12 protein-coding genes and 5 pseudogenes are annotated in these 16972 nt (G+C 66.0%); 14 read left to right on the top strand and 3 right to left on the bottom strand.

The window, feature by feature from the left end; genetic code table 11:
* Positions 1 to 210 precede the first annotated feature (210 nt).
* The 6 genes and pseudogenes from x551_RS04460 to pbpG all read left to right on the top strand — a co-directional run bounded on the left by x551_RS04460 (position 211) and on the right by pbpG (position 7590).
* Positions 211 to 1986: an acetolactate synthase 3 catalytic subunit gene (locus tag x551_RS04460; protein ID WP_036231285.1), complete on the top strand. Its 1776-nt coding sequence runs from the start codon at positions 211 to 213 to the stop codon at positions 1984 to 1986.
* Positions 1987 to 2150: 164 nt separating this feature from the next.
* Positions 2151 to 2642, top strand: coding sequence for an acetolactate synthase small subunit (gene ilvN, locus x551_RS04455; RefSeq protein WP_011829697.1), 492 nt, complete (start codon positions 2151 to 2153; stop codon positions 2640 to 2642).
* A gap of 39 nt (positions 2643 to 2681) precedes the next feature.
* A complete protein-coding gene (gene ilvC / locus x551_RS04450; protein ID WP_011829696.1) occupies positions 2682 to 3698 on the top strand; it encodes a ketol-acid reductoisomerase in 1017 nt (338 codons plus the stop codon).
* 157 nt (positions 3699 to 3855) lie between these two features.
* The gene (pssA, locus tag x551_RS04445; protein ID WP_036231304.1) at positions 3856 to 4701 is read left to right on the top strand and encodes a CDP-diacylglycerol--serine O-phosphatidyltransferase; all 846 of its coding nucleotides are present in this window, start codon (positions 3856 to 3858) and stop codon (positions 4699 to 4701) included.
* Positions 4702 to 4910: 209 nt separating this feature from the next.
* Positions 4911 to 6451 (top strand): annotated as a pseudogene (locus tag x551_RS04440) (2-isopropylmalate synthase).
* Positions 6452 to 6613: 162 nt separating this feature from the next.
* Positions 6614 to 7590: pseudogene (gene pbpG, locus x551_RS04435) on the top strand (D-alanyl-D-alanine endopeptidase).
* 67 nt (positions 7591 to 7657) lie between these two features.
* On the opposite strand, the gene x551_RS04430 reads toward pbpG, so the two are convergent.
* Positions 7658 to 8431 carry an IclR family transcriptional regulator gene (locus tag x551_RS04430; RefSeq protein ID WP_011829692.1) on the bottom strand — a complete coding sequence of 258 codons (774 nt, stop codon included), beginning with the start codon at positions 8429 to 8431 and terminating at the stop codon, positions 7658 to 7660.
* Between the two features lie 227 nt (positions 8432 to 8658).
* Between x551_RS04430 and x551_RS04425 the strand changes: the two are divergent.
* The 5 genes and pseudogenes from x551_RS04425 to ahpF form a co-directional block, all read left to right on the top strand.
* A pseudogene (locus x551_RS04425) lies at positions 8659 to 9066 on the top strand (rubrerythrin family protein); the annotation flags it as partial.
* Positions 9067 to 9224: 158 nt separating this feature from the next.
* Positions 9225 to 10573, top strand: a pseudogene (locus x551_RS04420) (heterodisulfide reductase-related iron-sulfur binding cluster).
* A gap of 25 nt (positions 10574 to 10598) precedes the next feature.
* On the top strand, positions 10599 to 11180 hold the full coding sequence (locus tag x551_RS24985; RefSeq protein WP_011829689.1) for a DUF3501 family protein: 582 nt from the start codon (positions 10599 to 10601) through the stop codon (positions 11178 to 11180).
* A gap of 125 nt (positions 11181 to 11305) precedes the next feature.
* Complete coding sequence (ahpC, locus tag x551_RS04410; RefSeq protein WP_011829688.1) at positions 11306 to 11869, top strand: alkyl hydroperoxide reductase subunit C; 564 nt, start codon at positions 11306 to 11308, stop codon at positions 11867 to 11869.
* Positions 11870 to 12021: 152 nt separating this feature from the next.
* Entirely contained in the window at positions 12022 to 13593 is a 1572-nt protein-coding gene (gene ahpF, locus x551_RS04405) for an alkyl hydroperoxide reductase subunit F (RefSeq protein ID WP_036231263.1), read from the top strand.
* A 10-nt stretch (positions 13594 to 13603) separates the two neighbouring features.
* Here ahpF and x551_RS04400 read toward each other — a convergent pair whose 3' ends face one another.
* The gene (locus x551_RS04400; protein ID WP_036231261.1) at positions 13604 to 14014 is read right to left on the bottom strand and encodes a YchJ family metal-binding protein; all 411 of its coding nucleotides are present in this window, start codon (positions 14012 to 14014) and stop codon (positions 13604 to 13606) included.
* Positions 14015 to 14085: 71 nt separating this feature from the next.
* Here x551_RS04400 and yaaA point away from each other — a divergent pair.
* The 3 genes and pseudogenes from yaaA to x551_RS04385 all read left to right on the top strand — a co-directional run bounded on the left by yaaA (position 14086) and on the right by x551_RS04385 (position 16089).
* Positions 14086 to 14858, top strand: a pseudogene (gene yaaA / locus x551_RS04395) (peroxide stress protein YaaA).
* Positions 14859 to 14885: 27 nt separating this feature from the next.
* Positions 14886 to 15755, top strand: coding sequence for a 2OG-Fe(II) oxygenase (locus x551_RS04390; protein WP_036231258.1), 870 nt, complete (start codon positions 14886 to 14888; stop codon positions 15753 to 15755).
* Positions 15756 to 15876: 121 nt separating this feature from the next.
* Positions 15877 to 16089, top strand: coding sequence for a hypothetical protein (locus tag x551_RS04385; protein ID WP_036231255.1), 213 nt, complete (start codon positions 15877 to 15879; stop codon positions 16087 to 16089).
* 83 nt (positions 16090 to 16172) lie between these two features.
* Here x551_RS04385 and x551_RS04380 read toward each other — a convergent pair whose 3' ends face one another.
* Positions 16173 to 16514 carry a hypothetical protein gene (locus x551_RS04380; protein WP_036231252.1) on the bottom strand — a complete coding sequence of 114 codons (342 nt, stop codon included), beginning with the start codon at positions 16512 to 16514 and terminating at the stop codon, positions 16173 to 16175.
* Positions 16515 to 16972: the final 458 nt, after the last annotated feature.

The raw sequence follows: 16972 nt of genomic DNA, 5'->3' as shown, positions 1-16972 counted from the left end.
CGGATTATGTCACCGCACCTCGATGCAGCAGCCTGCGCCGGGCTGGTGCCGGGCGGATGCCATAATGTGCGCTCGCAAAACGCTCATTGGTCTTCAACACCATCCGACCCGGGTGGCTTTGCCAGACCGCGCAGGCCCCACATCCACCCCACCAGGGTGCGAAGAGGGGCACCGATGGTTTTTCGTCAGAGAAATTCACAAAGGTTCGAAATGGACATGTCTGCCGCGGAAATCAAGCGGGCCGCCACGGCCCAACCGCACCCCACCCAAGCTGCCGAGCCCAACGGTTCGGAAATTCTCGTTCGCTGCCTGCAGGCCGAAGGTGTCAAGTACCTTTGGGGCTACCCGGGCGGCGCCGTGCTGTACATCTACGACGCGCTGTACAAACAGGAGACCATAGAGCACGTGCTCGTACGCCATGAGCAGGCGGCCATCCATGCGGCCGACGGCTATGCGCGCGCGACCGGCGACGTGGGCGTTGCGCTGGTGACCTCGGGTCCGGGCGTGACGAATGCCATCACCGGCATTGCCACTGCCTACATGGACTCGATTCCGATGGTGATCATCACCGGGCAGGTGCCGACGCCAGCGATCGGCCTCGACGCCTTCCAGGAGTGCGACACCGTCGGCATCACCCGGCCGATCGTCAAGCACAACTTCCTTGTGAAGGACGTGCGCGAGCTGGCGCTCACCATGAAGAAGGCCTTCCACATCGCCCGCACCGGCCGTCCTGGCCCGGTGGTGGTCGACGTGCCGAAGGACGTGTCGCTGAAGACCGCGCCCTTCCAGTACCCTGCCGTGGTCGAGATGCGCTCGTACAGTCCGGCGAAGAAGGGCCACAGCGGGCAGATCCGCAAGGCCGTGCAGTTGCTGCTGCAGGCAAAGCGGCCTTATATCTACACCGGCGGCGGCGTGATCCTCGGCAATGCCTCGGCGCAACTGCGCCAGCTGGTCGACCTGCTCGGCTATCCGTGCACCAACACGCTGATGGGCTTGGGCGCCTTCCCGTCGACCGACCCGCGCTTCCTGGGCATGTTGGGCATGCACGGCACCTACGAAGCCAACATGACGATGCAGAACTGTGACGTCCTGCTGGCCGTGGGCGCGCGTTTCGACGACCGGGTGATCGGCAACCCGAAGCATTTCGCTTCGGTGGAGCGCAAGATCGTGCACGTCGACATCGATCCGTCGAGCATCTCCAAGCGCGTGAAGGTCGACATTCCGATCGTCGGCGACGTGAAGGAAGTGCTGCAAGAACTGATCTCGCAGATCAAGGAAGCGCAGGCGAAGCCGGATTCGCAGGCCCTGTCGGCCTGGTGGAAGCAGATCGCCGAATGGCGCGGTCGCGAGTGCCTGAAGTACAAGAACTCCGACGAGGTCATCAAGCCGCAGTTCGTGGTCGAGAAGCTCTGGGAGTTGACCCGCGAGCGCGACACCTACATCACCTCCGATGTCGGACAGCACCAGATGTGGGCGGCGCAGTACTACCGCTTCGACGAGCCGCGGCGCTGGATCAACTCGGGTGGCCTGGGCACGATGGGGGTGGGCCTGCCGTACGCCATGGGCATCAAGCTCGCGAAGCCGGACTCCGATGTCTTCTGCATCACCGGCGAAGGCTCGATCCAGATGTGCATCCAGGAGCTGTCGACCTGCCTGCAGTACAAGACGCCGGTCAAGGTGATCTCGTTGAACAACCGCTATCTGGGCATGGTGCGGCAGTGGCAGGAGCTCGATTACGGCGGCCGCTATTCGCACAGCTACATGGAGGCCTTGCCCGATTTCGTGAAGCTGGCCGAAGCCTACGGTCACGTCGGACTGAAGATCGAGAAACCGAGCGAGGTGGAACCCGCGCTGCGCGAGGCGATCCGGCTGAAGGACCGCACGGTCTTTCTCGACATCCGTACCGACCCGACCGAGAACGTCTGGCCGATGGTCCAGGCCGGAAAGGGCATCTCGGAGATGCTGCTGGGCTCGGAAGACCTGTAAGGCCGGGGCACGCGCGGCGCGAGGGCGGCGGGCTTGCCGGTCCGTCGCCAGGAGCGCAGCGAGTGCAGCGACCGCGGTCTGAACCACTACTCATTCATCGAAGCGCGTGGCCAAGGGCTGCGGTTACCGCCGCAGTCCTGAAGAGCGCGAAGGACGATCTACCCATGAAACACATCATTGCCCTGTTGCTCGAGAACGAGCCGGGCGCCCTGTCGCGCGTCGTGGCGCTGTTTTCGGCGCGCGGCTACAACATCGAGAGCCTGACCGTTGCGGCCACCGAGGATCCGTCGCTGTCGCGCATGACCATCACCACCACCGGTAGCGAGGACGTGATAGAGCAGATCACGAAGCACCTCAACCGGCTCATCGAGGTGGTGAAGGTGGTCGACCTGACCGAGGGTCAGTACACCGAGCGCGAACTGATGCTCATCAAGGTGCGCGCCGTCGGCAAGGAGCGCGACGAGATGAAGCGCATGGCCGACATCTTCCGGGGCCGCATCGTCGACGTCACCGAAAAGACCTACACGATCGAGCTCACCGGCGATGCGCCCAAGCTCGACGCGTTCATCGAGGCGGTGGACCGCACCGCGATTCTGGAAACCGTGCGCACCGGCACCAGCGGGATCGGTCGCGGCGAGCGCATCCTGCGCGTCTGAACCCCGTTCCATTACTGAATTTCGACAGGAGAGAACCCCATGAAGGTCTATTACGACAAGGACGCCGACCTCAGCCTCATCAAGGGCAAGAGCGTGGCGATCATCGGCTACGGCTCGCAAGGCCATGCGCATGCCCAGAACCTGAACGACAGCGGCGTCAAGGTCACCGTCGGCCTGCGTCGCGGCGGCGCATCGTGGAACAAGGTCGAGAAGGCCGGGCTGAAGGTGGCCGAGGTCGCTGATGCGGTCAAGAGCGCCGACGTCGTGATGATCCTGCTGCCCGACGAGCAGATCGCCTCGGTCTACAGCGCCGAGGTCGCGCCGAACATCAAGCAGGGCGCCTCGCTGGCCTTCGCGCACGGCTTCAACGTCCACTACGGCCAGGTCGTGCCGCGCGAAGACCTCGACGTGTGGATGGTTGCCCCGAAGGCCCCCGGCCACACGGTGCGCAACACCTACACCCAGGGCGGCGGCGTGCCGCACCTGATCGCCGTCCATGCCGACAAGACCGGCAAGGCGCGCGACCTGGCTCTGAGCTATGCGGCAGCCAATGGCGGCGGCAAGGCCGGCATCATCGAGACCAATTTCCGCGAGGAGACCGAGACCGACCTGTTCGGCGAGCAAGCCGTGCTGTGCGGCGGCACCGTGGAGCTGATCAAGGCCGGCTTCGAGACACTGGTGGAAGCCGGCTACGCGCCCGAGATGGCCTACTTCGAATGCCTTCACGAACTCAAGCTGATCGTCGACCTGATCTATGAAGGCGGCATCGCCAACATGAACTACTCGATCTCGAACAATGCCGAGTACGGCGAGTACGTGACCGGGCCGAGGGTCGTGACCGAGGACACCAAGGCGGCGATGCGCCAGTGCCTCAAGGACATCCAGACCGGCGAGTACGCCAAGAGCTTCATCCTCGAGAACCGTGCCGGTGCGCCGACGCTGCTGTCGCGTCGCCGCCTGACCGCAGAGCACGACATCGAGGTGGTGGGCGAGAAGCTGCGCGCGATGATGCCGTGGATCAAGGCGAACAAGCTGGTGGACAAGAGCCGCAACTGATCGCGACCTTCCGCTCCACGCTCCGTCTAGGGCCGCGACACTGAAGGGTGCGCGGCCCTTCTTGCGACGGGTGCTGCGGTATCCTCCCGCCCATGATCGATCTTCATGGTGCGCCGAGGGGTCTGGATTCGTTGCCACGGACTGGCCGAGCATGAGCATGCACGACGGCACGCAGGATCCGAAAACGCCGGACGCGCTCGAAGATGTCGACGACGAGGCGCCGCGCCGGCCTCGCCGCAAGGGCATCTACATCCTGCCCAATCTCTTCACTCTTGCGGCTTTGTTCGGCGGGTTCTACGCGATCGTGATGGCCATGAACGACCGCTTCGAGCAGGCGGCGATCGGCGTGTTCTGCGCGATGGTGCTCGACAGCCTCGACGGTCGCGTCGCGCGCATGACCAACACCCAGAGCGCCTTCGGCGAACAGATGGACAGCCTGTCGGACATGGTGTCCTTCGGCGCTGCGCCGGCGTTGATCGTCTATGAGTGGGCGCTGCGGGGGCTGGGCAAGCTCGGCTGGGTGGCGGCGTTCGTCTACTGCGCCGGGGCTGCGCTCCGGCTGGCCCGCTTCAATACCAACATCGGTGTCGTCGACAAGCGCTTCTTCCAGGGGCTGCCGAGTCCGGCCGCCGCAGCGCTGGTGGTCGGGTTCATCTGGCTGATGGACGACGCGGGGTTCAAGGGGGCCGGCAGCATCGACTGGTTGTCCTGGATGGCGTTCGCGTTCACGCTCTACGCCGGACTGACGATGGTCACGAACGTGCCGTTCTACAGCTTCAAGGACGTGAGCTTCAAGCGCACGGTCCCGTTCATCGTGATCGTCGCGATCGCGCTCTTCATCGCAGTGATCAACCTTCACCCGCCGCTCGTGCTGTTCAGTCTGTTCGTCTGCTACGGCTTCTCAGGTTACGCGGTCTACGTGTGGCGCAAGACCAAGGGCAGGCCTGTCAGCGTCATCGCCACGTCCACTCACGAGCCCGATGAAGAGGGGCTGCACCGCTGATAGCCACTGCGGCGCGTGCCGTGATCAGGCGCGTGCTATATTGTGCTCATGACGTTTCGCGCCCGCTTTTCGCTGCTGCTACTGCTAGGAGTGCCCTGCGCGCGCTGATTGCACACGTCCCGTCGTTTCTGCATCCACGGCCCGCGCGCTTCCTGCTCGCGGGCCGTTTTGTTTAGTCCTCGACCTTCGTATCTTCGCTGGAGACTTCCATGGCCGACAAGCTCATCATCTTCGACACCACTTTGCGCGACGGCGAACAGTCGCCCGGCGCCTCCATGACCAAGGATGAGAAGCTGCGCATTGCGCGCCAGCTGGAGCGGTTGCGGGTCGACGTGATCGAGGCGGGTTTCGCGGCGTCGAGCAACGGCGACTTCGAGGCGGTCCGGGCGATTGCCGACGTGATCAAGGAATCGACCGTGTGCTCGCTGGCGCGCGCCAATGACCGCGACATCGCGCGGGCGGCCGAGGCGCTGAAGAGCGCTGCGCGTTCTCGCATCCACACCTTCATCGCGACCAGTGAACTGCACATGGAGAAGAAGTTGCGGATGACGCGCGAGCAGGTGCTGGAGCAGGCCAGGCTGTCGATTCGCTTCGCCCGCAACCTGTGCGAGGACATCGAGTTTTCGCCGGAGGATGGCTACCGGTCCGACCCGGACTTCCTGTGCCGTGTGATCGAGGCCGTGATCAACGAGGGCGCGACCACCATCAACGTGCCCGACACCGTCGGATACGGCATCCCCGAGCTGTACGGCAATTTCATCAGGACCTTGCGGGAGCGGGTGCCGAATTCGGACAAGGCGGTCTGGTCGGTTCACTGCCACAACGACCTCGGTATGGCGGTGGCGAACTCGCTGGCTGGCGTGAAGATCGGGGGTGCCCGCCAGATCGAATGCACGATCAATGGGCTCGGCGAGCGCGCAGGCAACTGCTCGCTCGAGGAAGTCGTGATGGCGGTTCGCACGCGGCGCGACCATTTCGGGCTCGAAGTGGGCGTCGATACCACGCAGATCGTGCCGGCTTCGCGGCTGGTGTCGCAGAGACTGGCTTCATCGTGCAGCCGAACAAGGCGGTCGTCGGCGCAAATGCCTTCGCGCACGCCTCCGGTATCCACCAGGACGGCGTCCTGAAGGCGCGTGACACCTACGAAATCATGCGCGCCGAGGACGTGGGCTGGAGTGCCAACAAGATCGTGCTCGGCAAGCTCAGCGGCCGCAACGCCTTCAAGCAGCGCCTGCAGGAGCTCGGAATCGAGCTCGAGTCCGAGACCGACGTCAACGCGGCCTTTGCGCGCTTCAAGGATCTGGCCGATCGCAAGAGCGACATCTTCGACGAAGACATCATCGCGCTGGTCGGCGATGAGAGCGTGACCCACGAGCAGGAGACGTACCGGCTGCTCTCGCTGGAGCAGCAATCGGCGACTGGGGAGCGTCCGCATGCGAAGGTGGCTTTCGCGGTCGGAGAGACCGAGTTCCACGCCGAGAGCGAAGGCAACGGGCCGGTCGACGCGAGTCTCAAGGCCATCGAGTCGAAGCTGAAAAGCGGCGCAGAAATGCTGCTCTATTCGGTCAATGCCATCACCTCGGGCAGCACAGAATCCCAGGGCGAGGTGACTGTGCGGCTGCAGCATGGCGGACGGGTGGTGAATGGCGTGGGGGCGGACCCGGACATCGTGGTGGCCTCGGCCAAGGCCTACCTGTCGGCCCTGAACAAGCTGCACAGCAAGAACGAGCGCGTCGCCGCCCAGGGGTAACGGGAGGCATTCTTCACGTGGAATGGAGGAAGGGCGCGTAAGCTTTTGATCTTGCGCGCTTTTTTTCTTTATCCTAGACTCGTGCGCGTGTCGGAGGGAGTGCCCGTGTTGATTTCGTTGCCTGTGTTTCGTTGGCGTGTGGCTCTGTTGGCCCTGTTTGCCATGCTGTCCTTCGGACTGAGCACGGGCGCCGATGCCGCCACCAAACGTCAGAGCAGCGCCAGCAAGGCGAGTGCCAAGTCGAAGGCCAAGGTAAAGAGCATTCGTGCCGCGACGCGCAAGTCGGTCCGTACGGTGGTGGCACGCCCCTCTTTCGGTGAGCTCAGCGGTCTGCGTGCCACCGATGACCCGCTCGATCTGCGTTCGAGCGTGGCGCTCGTGATGGATCAGGACACCCACGAGGTGCTGATCGACAAGAACGCCCAGGCCGTGTTGCCGATCGCGTCGTTGACGAAGCTGATGACCTCGGTGGTCGTCGTCGAAGCCGGGCAGTCGCTCGACGAGATGCTCACGATCAGCCAGGACGACGTGGACACCGAGAAGGGCAGCGGGTCGCGACTGGCCGTCGGTACCCAGCTGACGCGTGGCGAGATGCTGCATCTGGCCTGATGTCGTCGGAGAACCGTGCGGCCCATGCGCTGGGCCGGCATTACCCGGGCGGCTTGGTGGCTTTCGTCTCGGCGATGAACGCGCGCGCCAGCCTGCTCGGCATGACCGACACGCGCTATGTCGAGCCCACGGGACTGTCGAGCCGCAATCAATCGAGCGCGCGCGACTTGGCGGCGCTGGTATCGGCGGCCTACCAGCATCCGCTGATCCGCGAGCTGTCGACCTCGCAGGAATACAGCGTGGCGGTCGGGCGCCGCACGCTCCAGTACCGCAATACCAACGGCCTGGTGCGCAATCCAGCCTGGGACATCGGGTTGCAGAAGACCGGCTACATCTCCGAGGCGGGTCGCTGCCTGGTCATGCAGGCGCAACTGGCGGGACGCAAGCTGATCATGGTCTTCCTCGATTCAGCCGGCAAGTACTCGCGGCAGGGCGACGCCGAGCGCGTGCGCCATTGGATCGAGGCAAGCCCGCCGCCTGCCGTGACGCCGGAAGTTCCGCGGGCCGAAGGGCCGAAGACGACCTCCTGACGCGCTGCGGCGGGACGCACCGGCGAGCGCCGGGCATCCGCCCGGGCAGACCCCGGCGATCAGCCTTTCAGGGTTTGGCGTGGTGGCCGAGGGCCGCCGAAATCTGGGCGGCAGTGGCCTTCAGCCGCTCCATCCAGCTGTCTTCCAGGCGATCGGCGGGGGCCGAGATCGACAGTCCGGCGATCAGCTTGTCCTGGTCGTCGAAGATGCCGGCTGCCATGCAGCGCACGCCCAGTTCCAGTTCCTCGTTGTCGCGGGCGCTGCCGTATTGCAGCACCTTCGCCAGTTCGCGCTCCAGAGCCGGTAACTCGGTGATGCTGTTGCGCGTGTGGCCGGCGAGCCCCGTACGGGCGGCATAGGCCCGGACTCGCTGGGCGTCGTCGTGCGCGAGGAACAGCTTGCCCACGGAGGTCAGGTGCAGCGGGGCGCGGCCGCCGACGGCGCGAACGACCTGCATGCCGGAGCGCTCGCTGTAGGTCCGCTCGATGTAGACGATCTCGTCGCCCTGACGCATCGAAAGATTCACGGGTTGGTGCGTGAGCTTGTGAAGCTCGCGCATCGGCGCGATCGCAGCCTCCCGGACGTCCAGCCGTGCCTTGACCAAGTTGCCGAGTTCGAGAAGGCGCATGCCCAACCGGTAGCTGCCCGCCTCGGGCCGGTCGACGAAGCGACCGATCGCGAGATCGTTGAGGATGCGATGGGCCGTGGAGGGGTGCAATCCGGTCTGTTCGCTGATGTGTTTCAGCGAGACCGGATCCGGGTGCGCCGCCAGAACGTTGAGCAGCGAGAACATGCGCTCCATCACCTGAATGGTCGGCGCCTGGGCTTCGGTGCGTTTCATAGCGTGGATTGTCGCTCAGCGTGGCGGATTCCTGTTTCGGGGCCGTCGCTGCGGAGCGACGCGTCAACTCAGAGGTAAACGGGGCACGGGCCCTCAGGTAAACCCGCACAATTCTCTGCATTGACGCGCGCTATTGGACGTTGCCTCCGGTCTCCTCTACCGTCGACGCGCACTGGGCCCTCCAGGCTCCGTGGTCACCATCGCACACGCACGACAAGGAGATCGACATGCAACTGAAGGGCTCCAAGACCGAGCAGAACCTGAAGGACGCGTTCGCCGGGGAATCGCAGGCGAACCGTCGCTACCTTTACTTCGCGAACAAGGCCGACATCGAGGGCCAGAACGACGTGGCGGCGCTGTTCCGCTCCACCGCCGAAGGCGAGACCGGCCACGCGCATGGCCACCTCGAGTTCCTCGAGGCTGTCGGCGACCCGGCCACCGGCCTGCCGATCGGGTCGAGCCGCCAGAACCTGATGGCCGCCGTCGCCGGCGAGACGCACGAGTACACCGACATGTACCCGGGGATGGCGAAGCAGGCGCGCGACGAAGGCTTCGACGAGGTCGCCGACTGGTTCGAGACCCTGGCGAAGGCCGAGCGCTCCCACGCGAACCGCTACCAGAAGGCGCTGGACGCCTGGTCGATTGAGCAGACGGCGGTGGCGCGTAGCGTCGCCGCCGCAGCGAGCGTCGAGCGGAGCGCCGTGCCCCGCTCGGCGCCCGTGTGCATGCCTTGCGCTCGCGAGTCGCCGTTCCTTCCCGCGCAGGAAGCCCTTGGTCCACAGGAGAACCCCGGATGAGCACACGCGAGGGCAATCTCGAAGCCCCTACCCGGCACGCGATCGACTGGACGAACCCCGAGTACTACGACGAGGCGGCCTGCGAGAAGGAGCTCGAGCGCATCTTCGACATCTGCCACGGCTGCCGCCGTTGCGTGAGCCTGTGTCAGGCTTTTCCGAGCCTGTTCGATCTGGTCGATGCGACCGACGACGGCGAGGTGCACGGCATCCCGAAGCAGGATTACGCGAAGGTCGTCGATCAGTGCTACCTGTGCGACCTCTGCTACATGACCAAATGTCCCTACGTGCCGCCGCACCCCTGGCGCCTGGATTTCCCGCACACGATGCTGCGGGCGAAGGCGATCAAGTTCAAGAAGGGCGGTGTCGGCGCTGGCGAGAAGCTGCTTGCCTCGACAGACGTGCACGGCCAGTTCGCCGGCATCCCGGTGGTGGTCCAGGTGGCCAACGCGCTGAACAAGACCCGGCCAATGCGCAAGCTGCTCGACTCGGCGCTGCAGGTGCATCCCGACGCCTGGTTGCCGGAACTCGCGAGCAACCGCTTCCGCTGGTCCGCGAGTCGGCAGGGCCGTGCCACCGTGGTCACGAACGGGGAACGCACGCCGGGCAAGGTGGCGATCTTCTCCACTTGCTACGTGAACTACAACGAACCCGGCATCGGTCACGACCTGATCAAGCTGCTCGAGCACAACGACATTCCCTATGTGCTGGTCGAGAAGGAGAAGTGCTGCGGCATGCCCAAGCTGGAGCTCGGCGACCTCGACGCCGTGGCGGCGCACAAGGCCGCGAACATGCCGGTGCTCGCAAGGTATGCGAAGGAGGGCTACGCGATCCTCAGTGCCATTCCCAGCTGCACGCTGATGTTCAAGCAGGAGCTGCCGCTGATGTTCCCCGCGTGCGCGGACACGCAGCTCGTCAAGGAGGCGATGTTCGATCCCTTCGAGTACCTGATCGCCCGGCACCGCGACGGCCTGTTGAAGACCGACTTCAAGCAGGCGCTCGGCAAGGTCAGTTATCACATCCCTTGCCACGGCCGCGTGCAGAACATCGGTCGGAAGACCGAGGAGATGTTCAAGCTGATCGGCCAGACGGTGTCCGTGCAGCTCAACACGGTCGAGCGGTGCTCGGGCCATGCGGGCACGTATGGCGTGAAGACCCCCTACCACCCGATCGCGATGAAGATCGGGCGGCCGGTCTTCAAGAGCATGGCCAAGGACGAACCGGACTACATCAGCTCCGACTGCCAGCTGGCCGGGCACCACATCGCGCAGGGCATGGAGCGGGCGGGTTCCCGGCCGCCAGGCTCCTGCATCCGCTCAGCCTGGTGCGAACCGCCTACGGGCTGTGACCCCACGCAGCGAGGACAGATCGCCATGACGACCATTCCCAGAGACAGCCTGATGTCGCTCGAGGCCTATGCCAAGGTCCGCCAGACCGGCAAGCCCGAGTCGATCGCGCACCGGCGTCTGCGCACCGTGCGGCTCGGCGAGCACCTCAGCGTGCAGTTCGAGGACGAGCGCACCGTCCGCCGTCAAATCCAGGAGATGCTGCACATCGAGAAGATCTTCGACGAGGCGGGCATCCAGGCCGAGATCGACGCCTATGCGCCGCTCGTGCCGGACGGCGGCAACTGGAAGGCGACGATGCTGATCGAATACCCCGACGCGCACGAGCGCAAGCGCGAACTGGCGCGCCTGATCGGCATCGAGGATCGGATGTTCGTCGAGCCGGAAGGGCTGCAGCGCGTCTATGCGATCGCCGACGAGGACCTGGACCGGGAGACCGAGGAGAAGACCTCCTCGGTGCACTTCCTTCGCTTCGAGTTCACCCGGGTCGCGATCGAGGCCATCCGGGCTGGCGCCGCCGTGAAGCTGGGTTGCGACCACCGAAATTACCCGGCGCACACCGGCATCCCGCCGGAAACCTTGGCCAGCCTGGCGGGCGACCTGCGCTGAGCCGCGGTCGGTTCGATAGCAATTTCGGATGAGTTTGATTTAGTCTATGAATAAAGTGGATAACGGGGTCGCATTACTATTTGGGCACGGTATCACTCAACCCTGTCCCGATAAGGAAGCTCCCGATGTCCCTGATCAACACCGAAGTCAAGCCCTTCAAGGCCACCGCGTACCACAACGGCAAGTTCGTGCCTGTCAGCAACGAGAACCTGCTGGGCAAGTGGTCCGTGTTCGTGTTCTACCCGGCCGACTTCACCTTCGTCTGCCCGACCGAACTGGGCGACTTGGCTGACCATTACGCGGAATTCAAGAAGCTCGGCGTCGAGATCTACGGCATCTCCACCGACACGCATTTCGCGCACAAGGCCTGGCACGACACCTCGGACACCATCTCCAAGGTGCAGTACCCGCTCGTCGGTGACCCGACCGCGGCGCTGGCGCGAAACTTCGAGGTGCTGATCGAAGAGGAAGGCTTGGCCTACCGCGGCACCTTCGTGATCAACCCCGAAGGCAAGATCAAGATCATTGAAGTGCACGACAACGGCATCGGCCGTGATGCCACGGAGCTGCTGCGCAAGGTCAAGGCCGCGCAGTACGTCGCCGCGCACCCCGGTGAAGTCTGCCCGGCCAAGTGGACCGAAGGTGCCGAGACGCTGAAGCCCTCGCTGGACCTCGTCGGCAAGATCTGACGGTCCGCGTTCGCCGCGGACTGCTTCCGATCGAAGCCGGTCCGTGGAGCCGGAACCCCTGACCCCGGCCGAGCGCCGGACCGCACGACCGGGCGCACGAGGCCCGGGCGTCGGGACGGCCTTTTCCCTGAATTTTCCAAGGACGAGCCACCATGCTGGACGCTGCCCTCAAGACCCAACTGAAGAGCTATCTCGAAAAGGTCGAACACCCGATCGACATCGTGGCCTCGGTCGACGAAGGCGACAAGTCGCAGGAGCTCCTGGCCTTGCTGAACGACATCGCCGAACTCTCGGCCCGCATCACGCTCTCGGTGCGCCGTGACGACGCCGAGCGCAAGCCCTCGTTCTCGCTGAACCGCCCCGGCGCGCGGATCGGCCTGCGGTTCGCCGGTCTGCCGATGGGCCATGAATTCACGTCATTGGTGCTGGCGCTGCTGCAGGTCGGCGGCCATCCCTCGAAGGCGGCGGCGGAGGTGATCGAGCAGGTCCGGGGACTCGAAGGCGACTACCTGTTCGAGACCTTCTTCTCCCTGAGCTGTCAGAACTGCCCTGACGTCGTGCAGGCGCTCAACCTGATGGCGGTGCTGAACCCGAACATCCGCCACGTGGCGATCGACGGTGCGCTGTTCCAGGCCGAAGTCGAACAACGCCAGGTGATGGCCGTGCCGACGATCTTTCTCAACGGCCAGGTCTTCGGCCAGGGCCGCATGGGCCTGGAGGAGATCGTCGCGAAGCTCGACACCGGCGCCGTGAAGCGCGAGGCCGCGAAGCTCAGCGCCAAGGCGCCTTACGACGTGCTGATCGTTGGCGGCGGCCCGGCCGGCGCGGCCGCTGCCATCTACGCGGCGCGCAAGGGCATCCGCACCGGCCTCGCGGCCGAGCGCTTCGGCGGCCAGGTGCTGGACACGCTGGCGATCGAGAATTTCATCTCGGTCAAGGAGACCGACGGCCCGAAGTTCGCCGTCGCGCTGGAAGAGCACGTCAAGGCCTACGATGTCGACATCATGAATCTGCAGCGTGCCGAGGCGCTGATCCCCGGCAAACCCGGTGAGCTGACCGAAGTGCGCTTCGCCGGGGGCGCGGCGCTGAAGGCCAGCACGGTGATCATCGCCACCGGCGCGCGCTGGCGCGACATGAACGTGCCCGGCGAGCAGGAGTACCGGACCAAGGGAGTGACCTACTGTCCGCACTGCGACGGCCCGCTGTTCAAGGGCAAGCGCGTGGCGGTGATCGGCGGCGGCAATTCCGGCGTCGAGGCCGCGATCGACCTGGCCGGCGTGGTGGCGCACGTCACGCTGCTCGAGTTCGCCGCGGAATTGCGCGCCGATGCGGTGCTGCAGCGCAAGCTGCACAGTCTGCCCAACGTGAAGGTCATCACCCAGGCGCAGACGACCGAAGTCACCGGCGACGGGCACAAGGTCAATGGCCTGACGTACACCGATCGTGCCTCCGGCGAGGTTCACCAGCTGGCGCTCGAGGGCGTGTTCGTGCAGATCGGCCTGCTACCCAACACCGACTGGCTCAAGGGCACGGTGGAGCTGTCCCGGCACGGTGAGGTGATCGTCGATGCCCGTGGCCAGACCTCGGTGCCTGGCGTGTTCGCGGCTGGCGACGTGACGACCGTGCCCTACAAGCAGATCGTGATCGCGCTCGGCGAGGGCTCGAAGGCGGCGCTGAGCGCCTTCGACCACCTGATCCGCTCGACGGCGCCTGCGCTCGCCTGAGGCGTCGGCCTCAGCCGGCGACCGGCGGGTCAATCTCGCCGTCCAGATAGAACCAGCGGCCCTGATCGCGGACGAAACGGCTGCGCTCGTGCAGCCGGTGGGCACGGCCGGCGAGCTTGCTTCGGGCCACGTACTCCACCTCGGCCGCGTCGGGGCCGGTGAGCCGGTGCTGCCGCACCTCGAGGCCCAGCCAGCGCAGGCCGGGTGGCGGTGGCTCGATCGCCGCGGGCCGGGTCGAAGCGTGCCAAGTCGCCAGCAGATGCTCGCGGCGGTCGAGCACGAAGGCGCTGTAGCGCGAGCGCATCAGGGTCTCGGCATCGGGGGCCGGCAGCGCCGTCCCGACATGGCGTCCGCAGCACCGGTCATAGGCCGGGCGGCCGCAGGGGCAGGGCAAGGGGGCGTGCTTCGCGTCGGGAACCATGGAGCGAGCCTACCGCGACCGGGGCGGCAGCCGCGCTGCTACCCTTCGCGCTTCGCCGTTCCTCGCCTGTCATGCTGTTCCTGATCTCACCCGCCAAGTCGCTCGACTACGAACATCCCGCGCCGGTGCCCGATGCCGGTGTGCCGCATTTCTCGGCCGCGGCCGGCGAACTCATCGGGCTGCTGCGCCAGCACGACGAGCGTGGCATCGCCGAGCTGATGGACCTGAGCGAGCCGCTGGCCGCACTCAACGTCGCCCGCTATGCCGCCTTCAGTCCGCGCCCTACCTCGGCCAACAGCAAGCCCGCGCTGTTCGCCTTCGACGGTGACGTCTACGGTGGGTTGGGCGCGCACGAACTGAGCCGGCCCCAGGTCCGCTGGGTGCAGGAGCACGTGGCCATCCTGAGCGGCCTGTACGGCGTACTGCGACCGCTGGACCGCCTGCAGCCCTACCGGCTCGAGATGGGGACGCGGCTCGCCAACCCGCTGGGCAAGGATCTCTACGCCTTCTGGCGTACGCGCATCGCCGAGCACCTGAACGAGCGCCTCGCCGGGCAACGAGCGCCGGTGGTCGTGAACCTCGCGTCGGAGGAGTACTTCAAGGCGGTCGATCGCAGTGAACTGCGCGCGCGTGTCGTCCACTGCGTGTTCCAGGATTGGAAGGGCGGCGCTACAAGATCATCAGCTTCCACGCCAAGCGGGCGCGCGGACTCATGGTGCGCTACGCGGCACTGCACCGCGCGCGATCGCCGCGGGCGCTGGCCGGATTCGATCTCGAGGGCTATGCTTTCGATGCTTCGGCAAGCGAACCCGACCGGATGGTGTTCCGTCGCCGCCTGCCCTGACGCCTCCGCAACGCTATCGACTGCCCGATGAGTGCAACTCCCACCCGCAGCGTGCCCCACATCACCCGCGAGATGCGCGAATGGGTCACCGACCAGGCACGCGCCGGGCACACGCCCGAAGCCTTGCTGGCGTCCATGAAGGCCAGCGGCTGGGAGGAGGATGCCGCGCTGGACGTGCTCGAGATCGTGCTGCGCGACATCGTCGAGGCGGGTACCCGGCAGAAGGTGCTGCCACCGCCCGCGCGGGTGCCCGAGCCTTTCCTCGACGGTGCGCCGGCCACCCTGTGGGCACACGATCGCGAGGTGCGCGTGGTGATGGCGATGCGCGATCCGCGCGTGATCGTCTTCTCCGGCCTGCTGTCGGACGCGGAATGCGACGAGATCGTGGCGCTCGCGGGCGCGCGGCTGGCGCGGTCGCACACGGTCGACACGGCCACCGGAGCCAGCGAGGTCAACGCCGCCCGCACCAGCGATGGCATGTTCTTCACGCGCGGCGAGCACCCGGTGTGCGCGCGCTTCGAGGCCCGCATCGCGGCGCTGCTGAACTGGCCAGTCGAGAACGGTGAGGGCCTGCAGGTGCTGCACTACCGGCCGGGCGCCGAGTACAAGCCGCACTACGACTACTTCGACCCCGACCAGCCCGGCACCCCGGCTGTTTTGCAGCGCGGCGGCCAGCGGGTGGCCACGCTGGTGACCTACCTCAACACCCCGACGCGGGGCGGAGGCACCACCTTCCCGGACATCGGCCTCGAGGTCACGCCACTCAAGGGGCATGCCGTGTTCTTCAGCTACGACCGGCCGCACCCCTCGACCCGCAGCCTGCACGGCGGCGCGCCGGTGCTGGAGGGCGACAAGTGGGTGGCGACCAAGTGGCTGCGCGTCGGACGCTTCGATTGACGCGGGGCTTGCGACGGTTGACGCCGGCCTGAACGCAGCTGCCGGGCGTCGCCGTTGCCGCCGGGCGGACCGTTGAGTGAAGGAGCCTGTCGCTCATTCACCCTTCGAGGAGTTGCCCCAAATGAACAAGCTGATTGCTGGTCTCGCTGCTTCACTGATCGTCCTGGGAGCTCAGGCCCAGACCGCGACGCCCGCTGCACCCGCAGCGCCTGCTGCGACGCCATCCGCTGCGGTGACGGCCGCGCCGGCGAAGACGGAAAAGAAGGCGGTCGCGAAGAAGACCGCGGCAAAGAAGAAGCACAAGAAGGCGGCGGCAACCAAGCCCACGGCCTGAACGTCGGCACAAAGAAAGAAGGCCCGCGCTTGCGGGCCTTCTCCTCTCGAGGCGTACCGGTCGCGGCCGACGGCGGCCCTCCCTCAGCCCTGCTGCGGTTCCTGCAGGCGCGAGGGCATCGTGTCGCGCCGCGTGTCGATGTGGGCGAATGGCACCGAGCGCTCGAAGCGCTGCCAGCGGCGCTCGTCCCAGCTGCACGGCCCCTCGATGAGCCACTGCTCCACCACGGCATCGAGGTCGGCCCGCGGGACGCGGCCGTAGCGCGGGCTGCGCCGCGAGAGCATGAAGCCGCGGCGGCGCAGGCAATGCGCCGGCAGCCGTGCGGTGACGGTGTTGGTCCAGTAGGTGCACGCCTTGGCGGCCCAGAAGGCCTGACGTTCGAAATGGACGCGCCCGGCGAATCCGGTCTCGGTCGGGAAGACCACGAACTCGGCCTCCAGTTCGACCAGCGCAAAGAGGGATCGGCCGATCCCTGTGCACCGGTGGCCTGCACGAAGACGATGCGCCGGATATCCGGCGTGTGCAGCCGATCGACTTCGTTGCTGTTGCGCCGCACCACGATGTCGGCCCCGGACCACGTGGTGCTCCAGCGTGGGGAAAGATCGAAGCTGGCTTTCATCGCGTGGACTCTAGGTCCTGCGAGAAAACGGGGTGTGACGAGGCGCGTCCAAATGCAATCGCTGTGTGCGAACGATGGACGAGGCGGCTGCAGGTCACCGTTCGCAGTGCCCCAAACTCCCGGCCAGCGGGCCCCGGGACCGAAGTACATGCTTCGGTCCGTTGCCGGACGCCTCGGCGCCCTGTCGCAAATCAGCGACTGCGGCCACCGCCCCCGCCGTGGCCGCCACCGCCGCGAGGGCCACCGGCCCCGCCACTGCGGGCG

Origin of the sequence: Methylibium sp. T29, assembly GCF_000576205.1 — a bacterium.
Lineage (GTDB): Bacteria > Pseudomonadota > Gammaproteobacteria > Burkholderiales > Burkholderiaceae_C > Methylibium > Methylibium petroleiphilum.
Note: the sequence above shows the minus strand (reverse complement) of the source record. Positions and strands in the feature narration are given on the sequence as shown.

What these genes read in the sequence shown, in the direction of transcription:
- x551_RS04460 (WP_036231285.1), top strand. Translation starts at nt 211, where the DNA reads ATGGACATGTCTGCCGCGGAAATCAAGCGGGCCGCCACGGCCCAACCG.
- ilvN (WP_011829697.1), top strand. Translation starts at nt 2,151, where the DNA reads ATGAAACACATCATTGCCCTGTTGCTCGAGAACGAGCCGGGCGCCCTG.
- x551_RS04385 (WP_036231255.1), top strand. Translation starts at nt 15,877, where the DNA reads ATGAACAAGCTGATTGCTGGTCTCGCTGCTTCACTGATCGTCCTGGGA.
- x551_RS04390 (WP_036231258.1), top strand. Translation starts at nt 14,886, where the DNA reads ATGAGTGCAACTCCCACCCGCAGCGTGCCCCACATCACCCGCGAGATG.
- x551_RS04400 (WP_036231261.1), bottom strand. Translation starts at nt 14,014, where the DNA reads ATGGTTCCCGACGCGAAGCACGCCCCCTTGCCCTGCCCCTGCGGCCGC.
- ahpF (WP_036231263.1), top strand. Translation starts at nt 12,022, where the DNA reads ATGCTGGACGCTGCCCTCAAGACCCAACTGAAGAGCTATCTCGAAAAG.
- ilvC (WP_011829696.1), top strand. Translation starts at nt 2,682, where the DNA reads ATGAAGGTCTATTACGACAAGGACGCCGACCTCAGCCTCATCAAGGGC.
- pssA (WP_036231304.1), top strand. Translation starts at nt 3,856, where the DNA reads ATGCACGACGGCACGCAGGATCCGAAAACGCCGGACGCGCTCGAAGAT.
- ahpC (WP_011829688.1), top strand. Translation starts at nt 11,306, where the DNA reads ATGTCCCTGATCAACACCGAAGTCAAGCCCTTCAAGGCCACCGCGTAC.
- x551_RS04430 (WP_011829692.1), bottom strand. Translation starts at nt 8,431, where the DNA reads ATGAAACGCACCGAAGCCCAGGCGCCGACCATTCAGGTGATGGAGCGC.
- x551_RS24985 (WP_011829689.1), top strand. Translation starts at nt 10,599, where the DNA reads ATGACGACCATTCCCAGAGACAGCCTGATGTCGCTCGAGGCCTATGCC.